Source organism: Amycolatopsis kentuckyensis (genome assembly GCF_041679295.1).
Lineage (GTDB): Bacteria > Actinomycetota > Actinomycetes > Mycobacteriales > Pseudonocardiaceae > Amycolatopsis > Amycolatopsis kentuckyensis_A.
In genome coordinates this window covers 98,910-120,279 of the sequence record NZ_JBGDMD010000014.1, presented here as the reverse complement: position 1 = coordinate 120,279, position 21,370 = coordinate 98,910, and the positions used below count along the sequence as shown (strand labels likewise).

The window sequence follows — 21,370 nt, the reverse complement described above, 5'->3', positions numbered from 1 at the left end:
GTCATGAGCAAGGAGCAGTTCGACGCGGCGATCGGCGTCGTGCCGGTGTCCACTGTGGACGTCGAAGCGGTGCTGGACCGCGAACGCCGTCGCGCCCGGGTGCGGCGGGTGGCGATCCCGTGGACGGCCGCGGGGGCGGGCGTGGCGGCGGTGGTCGTCGGCGCGGTTTTCGTGTTCGCGCCCGGTGAGCCGGTCAGGGCGCTGGTGCCGGCCAACACGCCTTCGGCGCCGGCGTCGCCGGATCCGTGCGCCGTCAGTCCCTACCCGCCGCAGACCGGCGCGCCGATCCCGGAGAAGACGGACGTCGCGGCGAGCCGGCTCTCCGGGGTGCTGACCGCCGCCGTCCAGCAGCGGGTCGCGGCCGGGACGAAGCTGCAGCCGCACGCGCAGGGCGAGTACCCGAAGGGGAAGCAGCACGGGCCGCTGGGCTTCTACCACGTGTTCTCCGCGCGGGTGGCGCACGAGAGCTCGTGCAGCGGCGGCGAGGACTACTTCATGGCCGCGGCGACGACGGTCGACGGTTCGCGCAAGGGCAACGTCTGGGCGATCGTCACCCGGTTGGGCGGCACCGCCACCCCGGCCACCGAGTGCGGCAAGCCGCCCGTGGACACGCAGCAGTCCTGCGAGCGGAAGGCCGGGCCGCACGGCGAGACGGTCGTCGAGGAAACGCTCAGCTCCCCGGGATACGGGACCGCCAACCGGACGAACGTCACCAAACCCGACGGCACCGGTGTCATGGTGGAGGCGCAGAACGTCGCCGACGACGCCAAGCAGCCTCACCCGGACGGGCCGGACATGCCGTCGCCGCCGCTGAGCCTCGCCCAGCTGACCGCCATCGCGCTCGACCCCGGGCTGACGCTCTACCCCTGAGCCAGGAGGACCTTCGCGGCTTCGCGGGCCGTGCTCGCTTCGCCCGGTTCGCCGGTGATCGCGGCGAGCACGGTCGCGCCTTCGACGAGTGAGAACAGCTGGTCGGCGACGGTTTGGCCGGAGACGAGACCACGCAGATAGGCCCGGACTTGGTCCTTGTGCTCGCGGATCGCCGCCGCGACACCCGGTGCCGGCTCGCCGAACTCGCCGAAGGAGTTGACGAACGCGCAGCCGCGGAAGCCGGGCTCGGAAAACCAGTCCCGCAGCCAGTCGAACACGGCGAGCGGGTCGTCGCCGCGGGCGTGGACGAATGCGCGCAACGACGCCCGCCAGCGCTCGTCGCGGCGCCGGAGGTAGGCCTCGACCAGGTCGTTCTTCGCCGGGAAGGTCTGGTAGAGCCGTTTGAGCGAGACGCCCGAACGCGCGCGGACGGCGTCCATCCCGACCGCCTGGACGCCGTGGGCGTAGAAGAGCTCCTCGGCGGCCTCGAGCAACCGGTCGGTCGCCTCCGTGGGGGTCATGTCACCTGCCTCTGGTGCGGAGAATGAGCGTTCTCTAGACTACCGGAGAACGCACGTTCTCCACGTCTTCGAAGGAGTGCTCATGAGCCCGCGTCCGCCGTTCCCGCCGTTCGACGAGGACACCGCCCGCCAGAAGGTCCAGGCCGCCGAGGACGCGTGGAACACCCGCGACCCGGAGCGGGTCTCGCTCGCGTACACGGAGGATTCGGTCTGGCGCAACCGCGACCAGCACGTCGTCGGCCGCGCGGAGATCGTCAGGTTCCTGACGGCCAAGTGGGAGCGCGAGCTGGACTACGCGCTGCGCAAGGAGCTGTGGGGCTTCCGCGGCAACCGCATCGGCGTCCGGTTCCAGTACGAGTCCCGCAACGCCGACGGGCAGTGGTTCCGCAGCTACGGCAACGAGCTGTGGGAGTTCAGCGACGAAGGCCTGATGCGGCGGCGCGAGGCGAGCATCAACGACGTGCCGATCGACGCGTCGGACCGCCGGATCTTCGGCCCGCGCCCGGAGTCCGAGCACGGCGTGCTGCTGCCGGTCTTCTAGGCGGCCGAGCCGTCCCCGGTCCGGGGTGCACCCTGCGGGAGGACCTTCACCTGGCCGGGCCGGGACTTCGCCGCCAGGACCGTGAAGTGCACGGTGACGGGCTTCCCCGCGCAGCGGAAGGAAACCGGGTAGGTGCCGGGCGCGACGGCCGCGACGACGCTTTCGCCGAACAACGCCCACGGCTGGTGTCCTTCGGCGTCGGGGGCCGGGGGTGTCGTGATGCGCAGCGCCTTGGTCGTGACCGGGCCCGCTGCACCATCGCAGGCGACGGTGACGGAGACCTTCTCGCCGGGATGTCCGCTGTAGCCGGACAACTTCAGCCAGGTGGGCAGTGGTGGCGGTGACGTGGTCTGCGCGGCGGCCGCCGGCGTGAGCGCGAGCAGGAACGCGGCGGTGAGCGAGAGGATCTTCATGATGACCTCACGGAGTTCGGTTCGTGTAACCAGGGCGTTTGCGCAGGCCACAGGGTTGCCGGTCGAGATCCGACTGTGACGCTCGAGTCCGCCCTGAGCGGAACGAGGACCCGCCGGCGGCCACCTCGGCCAGGCTCGGGGCATGACGGAACCGGCGTTCGGCGGCGAAGTGAGCGAGTACTACCAGCGGTTCCGCCGCGGCTACCCGCCCGCGGTGGCGGATGCGCTGACGACGTCGTTCGCGTTGACCCTCGAGGACGTCGTGCTCGATCTCGGCTGCGGCACCGGCCAGCTCACCCGGGTCCTGGCGCCCCTGGTGGGCGCGGTGCTCGGCATGGACCCGGAACCGGCGATGCTCGCCCAGGCCCGTTCGGCGACGTCGTCGCCGAACGTGAGCTGGCTCCTGGGCGCGGACGCCGACATCGAGGCGTTGACGCCGGTCGTCGGCCCGGGCCGGCTGGCCGCGCTGACGGTGGCGCAGGCGTTGCACTGGATGGACCACGAGCGGCTGTTCACGACGGCGCGGACGTTGCTGCGCCCGGGCGGCGGCGTCGCGGTGGTGACGAACGGCGAGCCGCTGTGGCTGCAGGACACGGCGTGGTCTTCGGCGCTGCGGGAGGTGCTGTCGTCGTTTTTGGGGACACCGCCGCACCGGACGTGCGGCACGGACTCGGCGAGCCAGTCGAGCTACGCGGACGCCCTCTCTGCAGCCGGGTACGTGGTCGATTCCCGGGTCATCTCGTACGACGCGGCGTTGAGCATCGAGGAGATCGTCGGTGGCGTTTTCTCGGCCATGAGCCCGGCGCAGCTGCCCGCCGTCGACGAGCGGCCGGCGTTCACCGAGCGCGTCCGGGAGGCGTTGTCGTCGTTCGGACCACTGCGTGAGGAGGTCCGGGTCCGCGTCTTGACGGGGACCCGCTGACGATCACGCAAGGCGAATGCGTACCGGCCCGTACTGTTCCGCTGATTGTTTCCCCGGGAACCGGCGCGGATGCTCGCTGCCAGGCGCGTTCTTGCGCCGGCCTTCCCGAGGAGTCCCCATGACCAGCAGGTTGAGAGCTGTCATCGCCGTCGTTTTCGTCGCGTTGTCATTTTCGTTCGGTGCTGTGATCACGACGGCGGCGCCCACCGAGGCCCGCCCGGACTGCGTCCGGCCCTGTCACTTCTGAGCGGGCCGCTACCTACAGTTCGGGCTTTCGTCGTCGATCGACCACGGCCTACAGCTCGGGCATCCCGGCGGCAACGGGCTCGAAGGCGTTCCCGGTCGCGATCTTCGGCCGCGGCAGCTCCACCGGCTCGCCCGGCTTGGCCCGCCGGTAGACCGCGACGGTCGCCTCCGCGATCCGGCCCCAGTCGAAGTCCGCGGCCAGCCGGGACTGCGCCGCGCGCGCCCGCTCGGCCGCCGCGTCGGCGTCGCCGAGCACCGCCGTCACCGCGTTGGCCAGTTCCGCGACATCGCCGGGGCTGAACGCGAGCCCGGTCTCGCCGTGCACGACGACCTCGCCGAGCCCGCCCGCCGTCGACGCCACCAGCGGCGCCTTCGCGGCCGCGGCCTCCAGCGCGACGATGCCGAACGGCTCGTACCGGCTGGGCAGCACGACCGCGTCGGCCGCCGCCAGCGCCGCGCGCAGGTCGCGGTCGGACAGGTGCCCGACGAAGTCGACGGCCCGCCGCACCCGCAGCTTCCGCGACTGTTCGACGAGCTCGTCGAAGTGCCGTCCTTTTCCGGCGACGACCACGCGCGTCCCGGGGTGCCGGCGCCGGATGCGGGGGAGCGCGGCGAGCAGGTCCTGCACGCCCTTCTCCCACTCGAGCCGTCCGAAGTAGAGCAACAGCGGCGCACCGGCCGGGCTGTAGACCTCGCGGGCGCGAGCGATCTCCTTCGCCGGGACCTGCCAGCCGCGTTCCTCGATGCCGTTGTGGATCACCGTGACGTCCTCGGCCTCGACCTCGAAGAGGTGCGCGACCTCGCGGCGCATGGCCTGCGAACAGGTGATCAGCGCGTCGGCCCGGTTCGCCAGCCACCACTCGACCGAGTGAACTTGCTGGTTCAGCGGGTGCGACAGCCAGCCGGAGTGCCGCCCGGCCTCGGTCGCGTGGATCGTGCCGACCAACGGCACCCGCGCGGCCTCGGCGATCGCGATGGCCGGGTGCGCGACCAGCCAGTCGTGCGCGTGCACGACGTCGGGCTGCCAGCCGCGCAGCAGGTCGTGCGCGGCGCGGATCATGGCGTGCCCCATGGCCAGCGTCCAGGCGACGAGGTCGCGTTCGAACGTCACGTGCATCGGGTCCTCGGCGACCCGGATGATCCGCACACCCTCGACGACCCGGTCGGTGCGCGGGTGCGTCCCGGCGTCGGTCCCCGCCGCGTGCCGGCAGAGGACGACGACCTCGTGACCCTGCCGGGCCAGGTGCGTGGCGAGCGCGTGCACGTGCCGCGCCAGGCCACCGATGGCCACTGGCGGGTACTCCCAGGACAGCATCAGCACACGCATGGGCAGAGGTTACTCGCGAGTCGCAAGGGGTCGGCGCCGCCCGGTGCCAGCCGACCGGCCAGGCGTGTGACCAGGCTCACTGGCGACCCCGCCGATCTCTGCCACCATCGGCGGGGATGACTGCACCGGAGGACACCGGCTGGCGCCGGCTCGGCCCGCCCTTGACCACCCCGTGGACCACCGAGGTCGGCCCGGGCAACGCCCTGCCCGAGTACCCGCGGCCCCAGCTGACCCGGCCGCGCTGGCTGAACCTCAACGGCGTCTGGGAGTACGCGGGCTGGCCGTCGTCGCCGGACGAACCACGACCGTCCGGCTACGCCGAGCGCATCCTGGTCCCGTTCCCGCCGGAGTCGGCGTTGTCCGGAATCGGCCGACGCGACGAGGTCCTCTGGTACCGGCGCCTGGTCGAAATCCCGCCGGACTGGCGTGACCAGCGGATCCTCCTGCACTTCGGCGCGGTCGACCAGACGGCGAAGGTGTGGGTCAACAACCAGCTCGTCGCGACGCACGAAGGCGGCTACACGGCATTCAGCGCCGACATCACCGACGTCCTGCGCGCGTCGGAGCCGCAGGAGCTGACCGTCCGGGTCGAGGACCGCACCGACATCGAGCCCTTCCCGGTGGGCAAGCAGCGCAACGCACCCGGCGGGATCTGGTACACGGCGTCGTCCGGGATCTGGCAGACGGTGTGGCTCGAGCCGGTGCCCCAGTCTCGTGTTGAACGACTTGATCTTACCCCAGACCTCACCGGCGTGACAGTGTTCGCGCAGCTCACAGGTGGCGCGGAGGTCGTGGTCGTCGTTTCGACCACGGACGGCGAGGTCGCCCGAGGCTTGGGCGCGGCGGGGACGTCGGTGCGCGTGGACGTTCCCGAATCACGCCTCTGGAGTACCGACGACCCGCACCTCTACACGCTGCGCGTCCAGCTGCTCGACCGTCATGGCGCGCTTCTGGACGAGGTCGGCAGCTACGCCGGGCTCCGGACGATCGGCCTGCTCCCGGATTCCGAAGGCCGCCCGCGGATCGCGCTCAACGACCGGCCGACGTTCCTCCACGGCCCGCTCGACCAGGGCTACTGGCCGGACGGCATCTCGACCGCGCCCACCGACGACGCCCTGCGCTTCGACCTCGAGAAGACGAAGGAACTGGGCTTCAACTTCGTCCGCAAACACGTCAAGGTCGAGCCGGCGCGCTGGTACTACTGGGCCGACACGCTGGGCCTGGTCGTCTGGCAGGACATGCCCTCGCTGACGGTGTCGTTCGACGGCCCGCCCGGTATCGCGCCGGACCCCGTCCCGCGAGCGCGCGAGCTGTTCGAGGCGGAATTGATCAAAATGATCACGCAGCTGCGGGCGGTCCCGTCGATCGTCGGCTGGGTGCCGTTCAACGAGGGCTGGGGCGAGTACGAAACGGCCCGTGTCGCGGAATTGGTCAAAGCCCTCGACCCGACCCGGCTGGTGATCGCGAACAGCGGGGCCAACTGCTGCTTCTCCCGCCCGGACACCGGCGCGGGTGACGTCTACGACGACCACACGTACGTGGGCCCGGGGGAGCCGGCGGTGGTCGACGGCCGGGCGATCGTCGACGGCGAGTACGGCGGCCTCGGTCTCGTCCTGGAGGACCACTGCTGGCCCGGCCCGCCGAACGCGTACGAAATGACGCCGAACCGCGAGCGGCTCACCGAGCGCTACGCGGAGGTGAGCACCGCTCTGGAGCGAGTGGTGGCCGAGCGAGGTCTGTCCGGCGCGGTGTACACCCAGACGACCGACGTCGAGAACGAGGTCAACGGCCTGCTGACGTACGACCGCCGGGTGGTCAAGGTCGACGCCGAGGTGGTCGCGAAGTGCGCCCGAGCGGTGATCGACGCCGGCTCGGCCTGAGGCAATAGTCGACCCCCGGCAACGGTCGCGCCGAGCGCGGGCCGGTCGCGGCTTGGTCGGGTTTCGGCGACGGGACTCGAGCGGGCCGCGGTTGTGGTCGAATGCGGCGAAGGTGCTGCTCCTCGCCCTGCGGTCTCGCCGGCTTTGGGCGACGGCTCTGACCGTCTCGTTTGTCGTCTGGTCGGCTTTGGGCGACGGCTCTGACCGGGCCATCTCGTGTTGTCGTCTGGCCGGCTGTGGGCAACGGCCCCAACCGGGCCATCTCGCCTTAACGTCTGGTCAGCTTTCGGCGACGGCCCTGACCAGGCCATCCCGTCCGTGGTCGAGAGCCGACAACAGCGCGCCGCGCAGGGCGGCCGAGTCCGTCACCGCGCCGGCCTCCACTCGGACCGGCCCGGGCGCCGCCGCGCGGACCGTTCGCCGGATCTCGGCCACCAGGCCCGGCCGGCTCCCCGCCGGGCCGCCCAGCAGCACCAGATCCGGGTCGACGATCGTGCAGATCGCGGCCACGGCCCGCCCGAGCGTCGCGCCGAGCAGCCGTAGCCGTTCGGCGGCCACGGCGTCGCCGTCCGCCTGGCCGAGCGTGGTCAAGATCGCGTCGACGTCCAGCGAAGGCGCGTCCGGCCTGCCGAAACCCTGGTCGGCGAGCGCCGAGGCGAGCGTCGACCCCGAACTGTCCAGGTACCCGATCTCGCCCGCGAGCCCGTGCGCGCCTCGCACGAGCTGGTCGCCGACATAGAGACTGACGCCGAGCCCCGCGCCGACGTAGACGTAAGCGAAGCTCTTCGCCTCCCGCGCGGCGCCTTCACGCCGTTCGGCGAGCGCGGAGAAGTTGACGTCGTTGTCGAGCAAAACGTCACGCCCGATATCCCCGGCGCGGAGCCGCCCCTCGGGAAACGGCGACCCCGGCAGCTCGACGACCTCGTGGGTGACGGGGTCGACAGGGTTGGCCACCGAGATCGCGGTCGCCCGCACCGGCCCCGACCCGGCTCCGCCCGCCGCGGCGACGGCGTCCCGGACCGCCACGGTCATCGGCCGGTCGTCCTCCGGGGGATGGTCGCCGGTGGCCAGGACCGTCCCGGTCAGGTCGGTCGTCACCGTCCGGATGCCCTGCTGGTTGACCTCCGCGGCGACCACGCGCCCGGCGTCGGCGGCCAGTTCGTAGAAGGTCGCGATGCGACCACGACGACCCGTCTGGTCGGTGCCGGTGGCCCGCAGCGCGCCCGCTGTCTCCAGGCGGCGGACCGACTCGGAGATCGTCGGCTTCGAGATCCCGGTGGTCGCGGCGAGCTCCGCGCGCGTGGTCCGGCCGTGGACGAAAACGTGGTCGAGCATCGCGCGGTCGGTCATGGCCCGCAGCATCGCCAGGCGCGGAAGCGGCCGTTCGGGGTGGGACATCGCACCTCTTGTGGCGGGAGACGGACAGGGGTTACCGTAGCCGGGACATTCTAGTAAGGAGTCCTAACCAAAAGATCGCGAGGGACACCGATGACGACCACAGAGCTGCCCGCGAACATGTCCGAGGCCGTCTCGCGGACCAAGCACGAACTGCGTGCGAAGATCGGCGACGTCGCCGGCGCGTTCGCCGGCGTCCGCGATCGGATGCGGCGCGAGGTCGACGCCGTCGCCGCTGACCAGGACGCCTTCCCCGTCGTCCGTTATCGGGACATCGCCGACGGCACCGTGCCGCAGCGCACGCTCGACGCGGTCCGGCGCCGCGGCTGCGCCGTCGTCAAAGGCACCTTCGCGCGCGAAACGGCCGAGACCTGGGACGTCGAACTGGCCGCCTACCTGGAGCGCAACGACTTCGCCGCGACCTACCAAGGCCCGGCCGACGACGTCTTCGCCGGTCTCGCGTCGAGCCAGCCGCAGATCTACCCGGTCTACTGGTCGAAGCCGCAGATCCAGGCCCGTCAGCACGAGCACATGGTCGCGGTCCGGCGGTTCCTCAACTCCTTCTGGCGGCACGAGTCCGAGGGCCGCGTCTGGTTCGACCCCGATCGCGACACGGCCTACCCCGACCGCATCCGCCGCCGACCGCCCGGCTCGGCGTCGCTCGGCCTGTCCGCGCACACCGACTCCGGCTCGGTCGAACGCTGGCTGCTGCCCGCCTACCAGCAGGTGTTCCGCCACGTCTTCGCCGGAAACTGGCAACAGTACGACCCGTGGGACGGCGCCTACCGTACCGAAGTGGACGAATACCCGTCGACGGTCATGTGCTCGGCCTTCCGCACCTTCCAGGGCTGGACGGCGTTGTCGGAAATGCGCCAGGGCGACGGCGTGCTGCACGTGGTGCCGATTCCGTCGGCGATGGCGTACGTGCTGCTTCGCGCGCTACAGGACGACATCCCCGACGACGACCTCTGCGGCGCGGCCAACGGCCAGGCGTTGCCGGTGAACGACAAGTACCACGACGACCTGCTGCCGGCGCTGACCTCGATCCCCGACATCGAACCGGGCGACACGGTCTGGTGGCACGGCGACGTCATCCACGCGGTCGCCGACGGCACCAACCCGGACCGCTGGGGCAACGTCATGTACATCCCGGCGAGCCCGCACTGCCCGAAGAACGCGGCCTACGCCGAGAAGTGCGGCCGCGCGTTCCTGACCGGCGCGAGCCCGGGAGACTTCGCGCCCGAAGACTACGAAGTGACCTGGACCGGCCGCGCCACGGTCGACGACCTCACCGCGATCGGCCGCGACCAGCTCGGCCTGTGAACGGCGCCGCGCCGGGCCCGAAAGCCCGGCGCGGCCGGATCACGCCGGGAGCGCGGCCTCGATGGCCTTGACGACGTTCTCGTCCTCGGGCTCGGTCCGCGGCCGGAACCGCGCGAGGACCTCGCCGTCCGCGCTGACCAGGAACTTCTCGAAGTTCCACTGGACGTCGCCGGTCTCGCCGTCGGCGTCGGCGGTCTTGGTCAGTTCCGCGTACAACGGGTGCCGGCCTTCGCCGTTGACGTCGATCTTCTCGAACAGCGGGAACGTGACGCCGTAGGTCGTCGAGCAGAACGTCTGGATCTCCTCGGCGCTGCCCGGCTCCTGCCCCGCGAACTGGTTGCACGGAAAACCGACCACGGAGAAGCCCTGGCCGCCGAAGCGCTCCTGCAGCCGCTCGAGGCCGGAGTACTGCGGGGTCAGGCCGCACTTCGACGCGACGTTGACCACGAGCAGCGCCTTGCCCGCGAGCGAGCCCAGCGAGCTGTCCTGCCCGTCGAGCGTCTTGACCGGAATTTCGTGGATCCCCATGAAGGTCCCTTCAGTCGTGCTTCAACGCCCGGGCGTCGAGGTGCCCGAACGGTCCGTCGTCGGCGCGGTAGGCAGCGGCCAGCCGCTCGGCCCGCGCGCGGTCGCCGCGTCGCAGCGAATCGGCCAACGCGTCGAAGCGCTCGGTGTGGACCGCCGCGCGACGACGCGCGTAGTCCGCGGCCGAGTCCTTGGTGACCATGAACGCCCAGTCGCTCTCCAGCGCCAGCATCGCCTCGGCCACGGCCTGGTCGGCGACGGTGTCGCGGGCCGTAGTCGGCAGACCGGCAACGAGGTCGAGCAGCCGTCGCTGCAGCGCCGTGTTGGCGTCGACCATGTCCTTGACCTGCTCGCCGTCCCAGACGCGCCAGTCCTTGCCCGATCCCCACGAGGACGCCGGCAGGTCGATCGGCTCGCCGACGAGCCCGGCGTCGAGCGCGCCCTTCAACGTCGTCACCCGCACGCCGGCCTCGGGCAGCGCGCGCAGCACGCCTTCGAGCCACGCCGGGCCTTCGTGCCACCAGTGGCCGAACAGCTCCGTGTCGTACGCGGCGACCACGAGCGCCTCACGCCCGTGTTGTGCCTTCAGCGACCGCAGGCGCGTGACCACGGTGTCGACGAAGTCCTTGACGTGCAGTCCCAGCACGTCCGCGGCCAGCGACGGGTCGTACGGCGCCTTGTCCACCGGCTCGACCGTCTTGCCGGTGACGCGCGACGCCTTGAGCCCGACTTCGTGCGCCCAGGTGTGGAAGTCGCGGTACGCCGCGTGGCCGGGGTAGCCGGCCTTCGGCGACCACACGCGGTAGGTGACCTCGAGGTCTCGTCCGAAAGCGACCACGTCGCTGTCGCCGACCGGCCGCGCCGCCCACGTCTCGCCGCGCAGCGACGGCCCGTCGACCATGAACCGCCGCACGCCGGCCGCCGCGTAGTCGTTTTCCATACCGGGCGCGTAGCCGCACTCCGGCGCCCAGATCCCCTCGGGCCGCGACCCGATCCGCAACGCCGTGTCGGCGAGGCCCGCGGTCAGCGCGAACTCGCGCACCCGCGGGTCCAGCAGCGGCTGGAACGGGTGGGCCAGCGGGCCGCCGAGCAGCTCGATCGTCGAATTGTCGACCAGCGAACGAAGGAGGGGCGAGAAGCCGTGCCGCCAGCGCGTCCCCAGCTCCTCGGCCGCGCGGACGGCAGTCCGGTGTTCGGCCGCGGCCAGCTCGCGCAAGGTCGGGTCGCCCCGCCACAGCGTCGACGCGTGCTGGGCGCGCAGCTGCCAGTGACCGAGCCAGTCGTGGAACGCTCGGATGCTGTACGGGTCGTCGAGCTGCGCGGCGAGCACCGGTGTCACGCCCAGCGTCAGCACGTCCTCGCGGCCTTCGGCGGCGAACCGCTCGAGCAGGTCGACCATCGGCAGGTACGAGTGCGCCCACGCCTGGTACAGCCATTCCTCGCCGACCGGCCAGCTCCCGTGGTGCGGCAACCACGGCAGGTGACTGTGCAGGACCAGGCAGAAGGTGCCTTCGTTCATCGGCGCACCGCCACGGCGACCAGGTCGAGGCTCGCGTCGAGGTCGTCGCCGTGGATGGCGAAGCCGGTGGCCTCGATCGCGGCGACGTCGGCGAGCAGCGCGGGCGGCCACACGGCCTGGCCGGGCAGCGAGCCCATGACCACGTCGAGCTGGGCGTCGATGATCGAGCCGCCGTACCGCTCGTCCAGGGCGCGAACGGCGTCGCCGTGGTGCAGGCCGTGGAGCGATTCGACGTCGAATCCGGCGTCGGTGAGCAGCCCGGCCAGCTCGGCCGGCGCCAGCTCACGCGTGTGGAACGGGTTCAGCGGCGTGTCGCTGTCCGGGGTGAAAGTCAGCCGGTTCGGGGTCGTGACCAGCAGTTTGCCGCCCGGCGGCAACACCCGCCGGCACTCGGCGAGGAACCCGGCCTGATCCCACAGGTGCTCGATGACCTGGAAATTGGCCACGACGTCGACCGCGCCGTCCCGCACCGGCAGGAACGCCAGGTTTGCCCGCGCGACGGCGACGTCGGGGTAGCGGCGGGCGACGTGCTCGGTGGTCGGCACGTCGTAGTCCAGGGCGAGCACCCGGCGGGCCGTCGTCGCGAGGAGGCTCGCGCCGTAGCCCTCGCCGCAGCCGGCTTCGAGCACCGTCGCGTCCGCGCAGTGGGGGAGCAGGGCGAGGTACGCGGCTTCGTGGCGGCGGAACCAATAATTTTCCTCGGCGATGCCGGGGACGGTCCGTTCGCCGGTCAGGTGCAGCGCCTCGGCCCGGGTGGCTGGGGTGGTCACCTCCGCGACCCTAGCGGGTGTCACGTCCGGCCCGGCCGTCTCGTTCCGTGGGCATGCAACGGACAATCACCCGCGTTCTGCTGGTCGTCTTCGGCTTGGTCGAGGCCGTGGTCGGAACTTGGCCACTGGTCTCGCCGACCGGCTTCTACCAGGACTTTCCCGGATTCCGCACGGGCTGGGTCGCCATGGACGGGCCGTTCAACGAGCACCTCTTGCGCGACTTCGGCGGCCTCAACCTGACGCTCGCCGCGCTGCTGGTCGGAGCAGCCGTGATCGGCACCACAGCCGTGGCGCGCCTGGCCGGCGTGGCGGGGCTGCTGTTCGGCCTGCCGCACTTCCTCTACCACCTCGGCCACGTGGCGCACTTCGAGCGGATCGACCAGGTGCTGATCATCGTGACGACCGGGCTCGGCGTCGTCGTGCCGCTCGTGGTCTTGGCGATCCCGGGGCGGCGGGTCAGTACACCGGCGACACCGTGATGCCGAGCGCGCCGGGGCCGAGGTGGGCGCCGATGACCGTGCTCGCCTCGACGACCATGCTCTCGGCCATCGCCGGCACCCGGCGTTCGATCTGCCGGCCGATCTCGAGTTCGTGGTCGCTGGCACCGAAGCGGGTCACGGCGATGTCGGCGCGGAAACCGCCGGACTTCTTGACCGCGAGGTCGACCATCTTGGCCAGCGCGCGCCGCGTGCCGGGGACGCGGGCCAGTGGTGCGACCTCGCCGTCCTTGACCGTGAGCAGCGGCTTGATCGAAAACGCCGTGCCGAGCATCGCCTGCGCGGCGCCGATCCGCCCGCCGCGGCGGAGGTACTCCAGCGTGTCGACGTAGATGAACTCGGTGCTGGTGAAGCAGCGGCGTTCGGCGGCTTCGATGACCCGGGCGGCGTCGGCGCCCGCGGCGGCCGCCCGGGCCGCGGACACCGCGGCGAAGCCCAGGCTCATCCCGGTCGTGCGGCTGTCCAGGACGTGCACCGGGATGCGGACCTGCTGGGCGGCCTCCCGGGCCGCGCGGACGGTGTCGGACATGCGGCCGGAGATGTGGATGCTGACGATCGCGGTCGCGCCGGACGCGGCCGCTTCCTGGTAGGTCCAGAAGAACGCCCCCGGGTCCGGGGGCGAAGTGGTCAGGACCTGGCCGGCTCTCAGCGCGTCGATCACGTCGCCGCGGTCGAAGCGGTTTTCGTCGTCGAAGTGACCACCCAGGTTCAGCTGGATCTGGACGACTCCGATGGCCCAGCGGGAGGCGACGAGGTCGGGCAGGCAGGAGCTCGAGTCGGTGATGACGGCGATGCGCGCGGGCATGGTGGGGGAGGTTAATGCCTTACACCCACTGCGAGTAGGCCGTGGTTGGTCCGATCGGACGAACGGCAGTTCAGGCGGGGTAACCGGTCGACTACCGGGACGATAGTCCCATTAGATTGCGCATCCAGGTGAATGGCGTCACCTCGACGGGTCCTGCGCGCCGATTGGCCCTAATCTACCGGCCAGTAGAGCACTGTCCCGTGGTCTTCCGCGGGCCACGAACCGGGAGGTCGAAGCAGACCCATGACCAACATCGTCGTCCTGGTCAAGCAGGTACCGGACACCTACTCGGAGCGGAAGCTCAACGGGTCCGACCACACCCTTGACCGCGAATCCGCCGACGCCGTGCTCGACGAGATCAACGAGAAGGCCGTCGAAGAGGCGCTGAAGATCAAGGAAGCCGGCGAGGGCGAGGTCACCGTGATCTCGGTGGGCCCGGACCGCGCGACCGACGCCATCCGCAAGGCGCTGTCCATGGGCGCCGACAAGGCCATCCACGTCTCCGACGAGGCGCTGCACGGCTCCGACGCGATCGCCACCGCCAAGGTGCTCGCCGCCGCGATCTCCAAGGTCGAGGGCTTCGACCTGGTCATCGCCGGCAACGAGTCCTCCGACGGCCGCGGCGGCGCCGTCCCCGCGATCCTCGCCGAGCTGCTCGGCCTGCCGCAGGTCACCTACGCCCGTGAGGTCACCGTCGACGGCACGACCATCAAGGCCGTCCGCGAGACCGAGGACGGTCTCACCCGCCTCGAGGCGACCCTGCCCGCGGTGGTGAGCGTCGGCGAGAAGATCAACGAGCCGCGCTACCCCTCCTTCAAGGGCATCATGGCCGCGAAGAAGAAGCCGGTCGAGACGTTCACCATCGCCGACCTGGGCGTCGACGCGGGCGAGGTCGGCCTCGGCAACGCGTGGTCCACCGTGACCGAGTCCTCGCCGAAGCCGCCGCGCACCGCCGGCGAGAAGGTCGAAGACGAGGGCGACGGCGGCACCAAGGTCGCCGAGTACCTGGTCGGCCAGAAGCTCATCTGACAACGGCTCTTCGAGGAGGAATCAAGAACATGGCTGAAGTACTCGTCCTCGTCGACCACGTCGACGGTGAGGTCAAGAAGGTCACGCTCGAGCTGCTGACCGCCGCCCGCGCGCTCGGTGAGCCGTCGGCCGTCGTCGTCGGCCCGACCGGGACCGCCGCCAAGGCGAAGCAGGCGCTGGCGTCGCACGGCGCCGCCAAGGTGTATGTCGCGGAAGGCGACGACGCCGCGAACTACCTGGTCACGCCCAAGGTGGACGTGCTCGCCGCGCTCGCGCAGCAGGCGTCCCCGGCCGCCGTGCTCGTCACCGCCAGCGGTGAGGGCAAGGAGGTCGCCGCCCGCCTGGCCGTGCGCCTGGGCTCCGGCCTGATCTACGACGCCGTGGGCGTCAACGGCGACGGCGTCATCGACCAGTCCATCTTCGGTGGCGCGTTCTCGGTGAAGTCGAAGTCCGCGAAGGGCGCGCCGGTCGTCTCCATCCGCCCGGGCGCGGTCGAGGCCGAGCCGGCCGAGGGCGCGGCGGCCGAGGAGACCGTCGAGATCCCCGCCGTCGACGCGGCGAAGTCCACCCGCATCACGGGCGTCGAGCCGGTGACCGGCGGTGACCGTCCGGAGCTGACCGAGGCCTCGATCGTGGTCTCCGGTGGCCGCGGTGTCGGCTCGGCGGAGAAGTTCGACGTCGTCGAGAAGCTGGCCGACTCGCTCGGCGCGGCTGTCGGCGCGTCGCGTGCCGCGGTCGACTCCGGCTACTACCCGGCGCAGTTCCAGGTGGGCCAGACCGGCAAGACCGTGTCGCCGCAGCTGTACATCGCGCTCGGCATCTCCGGCGCGATCCAGCACCGCGCCGGCATGCAGACGTCGAAGACGATCATCGCCGTCAACAAGGACCCGGAGGCGCCGATCTTCGAGATCGCCGACTTCGGCATCGTCGGCGACCTGTTCAACGTCGCGCCGCAGCTGACCGAAGCGGTCGAGAAGCGCAAGGGCTGATTGCCTCTTCCGAAGGGCCTTCCGGGACTTCCCGGAAGGCCCTTCGCGCGTTTTCGGGACCTGAGAGGAGCCTGAGAACCCGCCATTAACTGAACGTGCACTAATCGGTCATCGGATGGCACTCTCCGCGGCTTCCAACGCGCAGGTAAACCTTGACCATGACGACGTCACAGCTCCTCGTCAGCACTGATCAGGCGGGTGCCGACCTCCCCGCGGACGCTCCCCGGTACTCCCTTCTCGTCGCCCACGCGAACGAAGAAGTGGTCGCCGCGCAGAAGCTCCGGCACCGGGTTTTCGCCGAGGAGATGGGCGCGCGGCTGCACTCGCCGGTCGCCGGTCTCGACGTCGACGAGTTCGACGAGTTCTGCGACCACCTCGTGGTCCGCGACGACAACACGGGCGAAATCGTCGGCACCTACCGGATGCTGCCGCCGGACCGCGCCGCCCAGGCCGGGAAGCTCTACGCGGACAGCGAGTTCGATCTGAGCGCCCTCGACGCGCTTCGTCCGTCCCTGGTCGAAACCGGCCGGTCGTGCGTGCACCCGGACCACCGCAGCGGCGCCGTCGTCAGCCTGGTCTGGGCCGGGATCGCCCGCTACATGCTGCTGTCCGGCCACCGCTACCTCGCCGGCTGCGCGTCGGTCCCGCTGGTGGACGGCGGGTCCTTCGCCGCCGGCGTCTGGGACGTCCTGCGCACCAAGCACTACTCGGACGAGGCCAAGCGCGTCTCGCCGCTGATCCCGTGGGACGCGTCGGCGATCGAACGTCCCGGCCGCTCGATCCTGCCACCGCTGATCAAGGGCTACGTCCGGCTCGGCGCCAAGGCCTACGGACCGCCCGCGCTCGACGCCGACTTCGGCGTCGCGGACTTCTTCGTCGTCCTGGACCTGCACAACGTCGACGAGCGGTACCTGAAGTTCTTCCTCGGGGTCCAGGTATGAGCCACGCGTGGATGCCGACGTCGCCGTGCGGCGACGGCTGCCTGACCGAGGGCGACCCGGTGGTCGGTTTCCCGCGACGCATCCTGCGCGTCACCGCGGCGATCCTCGTCGTCATGGCGGCGCTGGCCTCGGCGCCGTTGCTGCTGGTGTCGTGGGGACGTGAGCGCCGGGTGCGGCTGATCTTCCGCGGCATGCTGCGGGCGTTCGGCGTCCGCCTGGACATCCGGGGCGGCGCCGACTTCCTGACCGCGCCCGCCGGCCGTGGCGCGCTGGTGGTCAACAACCACATCTCGTGGCTGGACATCGTCGCGATCAACGCGCTGCGGCCGATGCGCGCGCTGGCCAAGAAGGAGATCGCGGGCTGGCCGGTGCTCGGCGGCCTGGTCCGCCGCGGCGGCAGCATCTTCCTCGACCGCGAACGGCTGACGACGCTGCCGGCCACGATGGCGTCGCTCGCGGACGCGCTCCGGACGGGCTCGCTGGTGAGCGTGACCCCAGAGGGCACGACGTGGTGCGGCCTGGCATCCGGCCGGTTCACGACGGCGACGTTCCAGGCGGCCATCGACGGCGGCGTCCCGGTCCGTCCGATCGCGCTGAGGTACCGCCTGGCCGACGGCCGCGAGACGAGCCGTCCCGCGTTCATCGGCCCGGAGTCGCTGATCGCGTCCCTACGCCGGGTCGCGGCGTTGCGCGGGCTGGTGCTCGAGGTCCACATCTGCCCGGAGATCGCCCCGGGCCGCGCGGAGAACCGCCGCGAACTGGCGGCGCTCGCCGAGGCGGCCGTCCATTCGGCGCTGGGGACGGTGCAGATCCCGGCCCAGCAGCGGCGCCGGAGCACCCAGCGGGTCCCACTGGCTTCGCCTCCCGCGAAGTGATCCGGGCCCTGTCGCCGCGATCCGGCGACAGGCCCGGGTCGGGAGGCTTTCGCGGTTTTGCGAACACGGGCCTGTCATCGTCATCCGATGACAGGCCCGTTCGCCAATCTTCCGCATGGAGTTCGACGGCGGCTTGCTTGGCCGGCTCGGCTCGGTCCAACCGGCTGGTTCGGACTCGCCCAGCTGACTCGGCGTGTCGGCCTGGTCGGTCGGTGGGGCGTCCGGCGCTCCCGTTCAGCTGATGGCGAGCGTGAGCTTCCCACCGGGGTGGCCGTCCTCGCTCTCGATCTGCGCGGCGGCCGCGTCCTCGAGCGCGTAGCTCTTGCCCTGCGCGATCCGGACCCCGCGGTCGGTCACCCAGCCGGCGATCCCGGTCAGCACCTCCCGCGACTGCTCGCCCCCGCTCGAGAACGGGATCCCCAGCTCGAAGGCGGCCCCGTCGGCGATGGTGACGATCCGGTCCTTCGTGCCCCGCAGCTCGACCGACCCGGGCAGCACCCCGTGCCCGGCGGCGTCGAACACGGCGTCCACCGGTCCCGGCGCGGCCTCGCGAACCCGCTCCTCCCAGCCGTCGCCGTAGAGGACGGGCACGACCCCCAGCGACTTCAGGTCGTCGAGGTTCCGGCTGCCGGCGGTGCCGATGACGGTGGCGCCCTGCGCGACGGCCACCTGCGCGGCGAAGCGCCCGACCGTGCCGCTGGCGCCGTGCACCAGCAGCGTTTCGCCTTCGCGGACCTTAAGCAGCCCGAGGACGCGAAGCGCGGTCTCGCCGGCGACCGGCAGCGCCGCCGCGTCCGCCCACGAAAGGCCGGCGGGCTTGGGCGCGAGCGTCTTCGCCAGCGCGTACTCGGCGTAAGCGCCGGTCTCGGACCAGCCGAACACCTCGTCGCCGACGGCGAAGTCCGCGCCCTCGCCGACGGCGTCGACGACACCGGCGACTTCGGCACCGGGGGTGTGCGGGAAGGAAACCTGGAAGTTCTGCTGCATGTAGCCGTTACGGATCTTCCAGTCGATCGGGTTGATCCCGGCGGCCCGGACGGCCAGCCGCACCTGCCCCGGGCCGGGTTCCGGCACCGGGACCTCGGACAGCTGCAGGACGTCCGGCCCGCCGTAGGCGGAGAAGGTGATCGCTCGCATGGGTCCTCTGCGCTCCTCGAGTTGTGACTTCGAATGTCCTCCCCAACGAGTCAACGCGCGTGGTATTCCGGCCGAACCACTCGGACGAGCAGTGTTCACTAGCCGGACGAGCAGGCCGTCGCGCCGCGCTCGCGCCTACGTTGGACGGCATGGATGCTTCGTGGTCGGATCCGCGACACGTGCTGGACGTCGTCGAACGGCTCCTTTCGGCGCCGCGGCCCCACCTGCTCGGCCGGTTTTCCGACGAGCTGGACAAGCTGATCCCGCACCACGCGGCGGCCATGCAGACCGGCGACTGCCCGCGCAGCCCGTTGAAGGTCGTCGGCGACCAGGCGATCGCGGACGCCGTGACAAGCGTCGAGCTGCAACGGCTGGTCGACCGCAGCGAGCCGGGCAAGGCCTTGGTGGTCGACGGCGTGCTGGGCGGCGTCGAGCGCCGTCTCGTCCTGTTTTCGTCGATGCCGGCGGTCGGCAAGGGCGCCGTGCTGGTCGTGGTGCCGGCGAAGGGCGAGCTGCCGACGCCCGAGCTGGAGCTGGCCGCGCAGCTGTGGCACATCCTCGGCACGGACGCGGGCCAGCGCGCGACCGACCCGGGCCCGAACGTCCTGGCCAGCAACCTCGCGGCGGCCTCGGCACGGGCCCAGGCGATCACGGACCTCGGCCAGACCCACGCGGCGACCCTGACCACGCTCCTGTCGGTGCTGCGCTCGGGACGTCTTTCCGACGTCGTCGCCCGCCGCACGGCGGCAGACCTGGCCCGCGACGCGTTGCTCGAACTGAAGGGTGTCGTCGATCGCGACCAAGCCCTGTCCGAGGAACGAGCGGCCGCCGCGTTCGCCCTGCTGAGGACCCAGCTCGCCGACCTCGTCCGCCACACCGACGTCGACGTCGACCTGGTCGACCCGGTCGGCGAAGCCTCGCTTCCGCAGGACATCGCCCACACGGCGCGGACGATGACCCGAGACCTGGTGCTCGCGGCGTTGGACCGCCCGGCGACCACGCGGCTGCGGGCGTCGTGGCGGCTGGACGGCCCGGTGCTGCGCATCACGGTCCGCGACGACAGTCCCGAAGTCGCCGACGCGATCCCGGCCCGCGGCCTGACCGAGCGGCTCACGGCCCTCGGTGGCCACTGGGAGGTCGACGCGGTGCCCGGCTGGGGGACGACGGTCACGGCGGTCCTCCCGCTGGGCGTGGCCGACCCGCCGGAGTTGCGTCCCCTCGACCGGCTCAACCCGCGCGAGGTCGAGGTCCTGACGGGGATCTCGCAGGGCCTGCGCAACCGGCAGATCGCTGAGCATTTGCAGCTCAGCGAGCACACGGTGAAGTTCCACGTCCGCAACATCCTCGACAAGCTGGACGTGACCTCCCGCGGCGAGGCCGCCGCCCTGGCCCGCGACCTGCGCCTGGAGCCGGTGGCCCACCGCACAGCCTGAACCGGCTTGACCTCCAGCGGGCTGGAGGTTGCACGCTGCTGATCATGGCCTCGACGCTCGACTCCTCGCCCCGTCGCCGCAGCGTGCTGTGGAGCGCGGACCACCGCCTGACCACGATCGCGCTGCTGCTGGTGGTCACGTTGGTCGCGTTCGAGAACATGGGCGTGGCGACGGCGATGCCGACCCTGGTCGCCGACCTCCACGGGCTGTCGCTGTACTCGTGGCCGTTCACGATCTTCCTGATTTCGAGCGTGGTCGCGACGGTGCTGTCGGGCCGGATCGGCGACCGCCGCGGCCCGGCACCGGCGTTGCTGGCGGGACCGATGCTGTTCGCGGCGGGCTTGGTCGTCGCGGGGACGGCGACCGGGATGCCGACGTTCCTCCTCGGCCGCGCGCTGCAGGGCTTCGGCTCGGGGCTGCTGCTGGTGTCGGTGTCGTTGCTGATCGCGCTGACGTTCACCGACCAGGAACGCCCGGTGATCTACGCGGCAAACGCGGCGGCGTGGGTCCTGCCGGCGGTGATCGGGCCATCCGTGGCCGGCGTGGTGACGGTCAGCATCGGCTGGCGCTGGGTGTTCCTCGGCTTGGTCCCGCTGGTGGTCGTCGGCGTGGCGATGCTGGTGGTGGTCGTCCGCCGTCTGCCTGCGCACTTGCCGTCGACGGGCGGCCGCCGCGCGGGCGTCGTCCAGGCGATCATCGCAGCCCTCGGCGTCGCGGCGTTGACGTGGGCGGCCCAGCACCAATCGCTGCTGGCCCTCGTCTACGGCACGGCCGGTCTCGTGGCCCTGAGGTACGCCCTCCGGACGCTGCTCCCGACCGGAACGCTGACCTCTCGCCGCGGCCTGCCGACGGTGGTCGCGTCCCGCGCCCTGATCGCCGGCGCGTACGCGGGGATGGAGGCGTACCTCCCCCTGACGATGACCGCGGTCCACGGCTACAGCCCAGCCCTCGCGGGACTGCCGCTGACCATCACGGCGCTGGGCTGGTCTGCCGCGTCGGCAGCACAAGGCCGGTACCTGAACTGGTCTCGCGAGGCATCGCTGCGCACGGGGTTCTGGCTGGTCGCGGCCGGTCTGGTCGTCTTCGGCCTGGTCTCCCAACCCTGGTTCCCCGCCTGGCCGGCATTCGTGGCCTGCGCGGTCGGCGGCGCGGGCATGGGGATCGCCATGCCCGCGATCTCCGTCCTCCTGCTCCGGTACTCACCCGAGGGCGAGCGGGGCTTCAACACCTCGGCGGTGCAGCTGGCCGACTGGGTCGGGTCGGCGCTGCTCATCGGTCTCGGCGGTGTCCTGCTCAGCGTCGTCGGTTCGGTTCTCGCCCCGTCGCCGGCGATGGCCCTGCTCACGGTGGCCTTGGTGGCTCTGGCGCTGCTGGGGGTCCGGCTGACCGGACGCTGGCCGTCGAAGGTGTGA

At 71.5% G+C, this 21,370-nt stretch carries 21 protein-coding genes; 12 read left to right on the top strand and 9 right to left on the bottom strand.

Annotation, left to right across the window (positions count from 1 at the left end; genetic code table 11):
- The first annotated feature begins 3 nt into the window (after window positions 1–3).
- On the top strand, window positions 4–870 hold the full coding sequence (locus ACERZO_RS43685; protein WP_372671871.1) for a hypothetical protein: 867 nt from the start codon (window positions 4–6) through the stop codon (window positions 868–870).
- Here the strand turns inward: ACERZO_RS43685 and ACERZO_RS43680 are convergent.
- Window positions 861–1,391 (bottom strand): TetR/AcrR family transcriptional regulator, encoded by a 531-nt coding sequence (locus ACERZO_RS43680; protein ID WP_372671870.1) that lies wholly within the window; start codon window positions 1,389–1,391, stop codon window positions 861–863. The genes ACERZO_RS43685 and ACERZO_RS43680 overlap by 10 nt on opposite strands.
- A gap of 82 nt (window positions 1,392–1,473) precedes the next feature.
- On the opposite strand from ACERZO_RS43680, the gene ACERZO_RS43675 reads away from it, so the two are divergent.
- Window positions 1,474–1,932, top strand: a complete 459-nt coding sequence (locus tag ACERZO_RS43675) for a nuclear transport factor 2 family protein (protein WP_372671869.1) — start codon at window positions 1,474–1,476, stop codon at window positions 1,930–1,932.
- Here the strand turns inward: ACERZO_RS43675 and ACERZO_RS43670 are convergent.
- Window positions 1,929–2,345 (bottom strand): hypothetical protein, encoded by a 417-nt coding sequence (locus ACERZO_RS43670; RefSeq protein WP_372671868.1) that lies wholly within the window; start codon window positions 2,343–2,345, stop codon window positions 1,929–1,931. The genes ACERZO_RS43675 and ACERZO_RS43670 overlap by 4 nt on opposite strands.
- A 142-nt stretch (window positions 2,346–2,487) precedes the next feature.
- Between ACERZO_RS43670 and ACERZO_RS43665 the strand changes: the two genes are divergently transcribed.
- Window positions 2,488–3,267 carry a methyltransferase domain-containing protein gene (locus ACERZO_RS43665; protein ID WP_372671867.1) on the top strand — a complete coding sequence of 260 codons (780 nt, stop codon included), beginning with the start codon at window positions 2,488–2,490 and terminating at the stop codon, window positions 3,265–3,267.
- Window positions 3,268–3,562: 295 nt separating this feature from the next.
- Here the strand turns inward: ACERZO_RS43665 and ACERZO_RS43660 are convergent, their stop codons facing one another.
- Window positions 3,563–4,840, bottom strand: coding sequence for a glycosyltransferase family 4 protein (locus tag ACERZO_RS43660; RefSeq protein WP_372671866.1), 1,278 nt, complete (start codon window positions 4,838–4,840; stop codon window positions 3,563–3,565).
- Between the two features lie 116 nt (window positions 4,841–4,956).
- Here ACERZO_RS43660 and ACERZO_RS43655 point away from each other — a divergent pair, with 116 nt between their 5' ends.
- Window positions 4,957–6,720, top strand: coding sequence for a glycoside hydrolase family 2 protein (locus tag ACERZO_RS43655; protein WP_372671865.1), 1,764 nt, complete (start codon window positions 4,957–4,959; stop codon window positions 6,718–6,720).
- A 279-nt stretch (window positions 6,721–6,999) separates the two neighbouring features.
- On the opposite strand, the gene ACERZO_RS43650 is transcribed toward ACERZO_RS43655, so the two are convergent.
- Entirely contained in the window at window positions 7,000–8,118 is a 1,119-nt protein-coding gene (locus ACERZO_RS43650; protein WP_372671864.1) for an ROK family transcriptional regulator, read from the bottom strand.
- A gap of 90 nt (window positions 8,119–8,208) precedes the next feature.
- Between ACERZO_RS43650 and ACERZO_RS43645 the strand changes: the two genes are divergently transcribed.
- The gene (locus ACERZO_RS43645; RefSeq protein WP_372671863.1) at window positions 8,209–9,438 is read left to right on the top strand and encodes a YbiU family protein; all 1,230 of its coding nucleotides are present in this window, start codon (window positions 8,209–8,211) and stop codon (window positions 9,436–9,438) included.
- A gap of 39 nt (window positions 9,439–9,477) precedes the next feature.
- Here the strand turns inward: ACERZO_RS43645 and ACERZO_RS43640 are convergent, their stop codons facing one another.
- The 3 genes from ACERZO_RS43640 to ACERZO_RS43630 are packed head-to-tail and all read right to left on the bottom strand — an operon-like array spanning window position 9,478 to window position 12,252.
- Window positions 9,478–9,966: a glutathione peroxidase gene (locus ACERZO_RS43640; RefSeq protein WP_372671862.1), complete on the bottom strand. Its 489-nt coding sequence runs from the start codon at window positions 9,964–9,966 to the stop codon at window positions 9,478–9,480.
- 10 nt (window positions 9,967–9,976) lie between these two features.
- Window positions 9,977–11,482, bottom strand: coding sequence for a 1,4-alpha-glucan branching protein domain-containing protein (locus ACERZO_RS43635; RefSeq protein ID WP_372671861.1), 1,506 nt, complete (start codon window positions 11,480–11,482; stop codon window positions 9,977–9,979).
- A complete protein-coding gene (locus ACERZO_RS43630; protein ID WP_372671860.1) occupies window positions 11,479–12,252 on the bottom strand; it encodes a class I SAM-dependent methyltransferase in 774 nt (257 codons plus the stop codon). The genes ACERZO_RS43635 and ACERZO_RS43630 overlap by 4 nt, the downstream gene beginning before the upstream one ends.
- A gap of 53 nt (window positions 12,253–12,305) precedes the next feature.
- Here ACERZO_RS43630 and ACERZO_RS43625 point away from each other — a divergent pair, with 53 nt between their 5' ends.
- The gene (locus ACERZO_RS43625) at window positions 12,306–12,731 is read left to right on the top strand and encodes a hypothetical protein (protein WP_372671859.1); all 426 of its coding nucleotides are present in this window, start codon (window positions 12,306–12,308) and stop codon (window positions 12,729–12,731) included.
- On the opposite strand, the gene ACERZO_RS43620 is transcribed toward ACERZO_RS43625, so the two are convergent.
- Window positions 12,709–13,554 (bottom strand): DegV family protein, encoded by an 846-nt coding sequence (locus ACERZO_RS43620; protein WP_372671858.1) that lies wholly within the window; start codon window positions 13,552–13,554, stop codon window positions 12,709–12,711. The two genes, ACERZO_RS43625 and ACERZO_RS43620, sit on opposite strands and share 23 nt — an antisense overlap.
- Before the next feature lie 243 nt (window positions 13,555–13,797).
- Between ACERZO_RS43620 and ACERZO_RS43615 the strand changes: the two genes are divergently transcribed.
- The 4 genes from ACERZO_RS43615 (at window position 13,798) to ACERZO_RS43600 (ending at window position 17,388) form a co-directional block, all read left to right on the top strand.
- Window positions 13,798–14,583 carry an electron transfer flavoprotein subunit beta/FixA family protein gene (locus tag ACERZO_RS43615; protein ID WP_372671857.1) on the top strand — a complete coding sequence of 262 codons (786 nt, stop codon included), beginning with the start codon at window positions 13,798–13,800 and terminating at the stop codon, window positions 14,581–14,583.
- Window positions 14,584–14,612: 29 nt separating this feature from the next.
- Window positions 14,613–15,572 carry an electron transfer flavoprotein subunit alpha/FixB family protein gene (locus ACERZO_RS43610; protein WP_372671856.1) on the top strand — a complete coding sequence of 320 codons (960 nt, stop codon included), beginning with the start codon at window positions 14,613–14,615 and terminating at the stop codon, window positions 15,570–15,572.
- Between the two features lie 158 nt (window positions 15,573–15,730).
- Window positions 15,731–16,513 (top strand): GNAT family N-acetyltransferase, encoded by a 783-nt coding sequence (locus ACERZO_RS43605; protein ID WP_372671855.1) that lies wholly within the window; start codon window positions 15,731–15,733, stop codon window positions 16,511–16,513.
- Window positions 16,510–17,388 carry a lysophospholipid acyltransferase family protein gene (locus ACERZO_RS43600; RefSeq protein ID WP_372671854.1) on the top strand — a complete coding sequence of 293 codons (879 nt, stop codon included), beginning with the start codon at window positions 16,510–16,512 and terminating at the stop codon, window positions 17,386–17,388. The genes ACERZO_RS43605 and ACERZO_RS43600 overlap by 4 nt, the downstream gene beginning before the upstream one ends.
- 234 nt (window positions 17,389–17,622) lie before the next feature.
- Here the strand turns inward: ACERZO_RS43600 and ACERZO_RS43595 are convergent, their stop codons facing one another.
- Complete coding sequence (locus ACERZO_RS43595) at window positions 17,623–18,525, bottom strand: NADP-dependent oxidoreductase (protein WP_372671853.1); 903 nt, start codon at window positions 18,523–18,525, stop codon at window positions 17,623–17,625.
- A gap of 149 nt (window positions 18,526–18,674) precedes the next feature.
- On the opposite strand from ACERZO_RS43595, the gene ACERZO_RS43590 reads away from it, so the two are divergent.
- Window positions 18,675–19,958: a helix-turn-helix transcriptional regulator gene (locus ACERZO_RS43590; protein WP_372671852.1), complete on the top strand. Its 1,284-nt coding sequence runs from the start codon at window positions 18,675–18,677 to the stop codon at window positions 19,956–19,958.
- A 44-nt stretch (window positions 19,959–20,002) separates the two neighbouring features.
- On the top strand, window positions 20,003–21,370 hold the full coding sequence (locus ACERZO_RS43585) for an MFS transporter (RefSeq protein ID WP_372671851.1): 1,368 nt from the start codon (window positions 20,003–20,005) through the stop codon (window positions 21,368–21,370).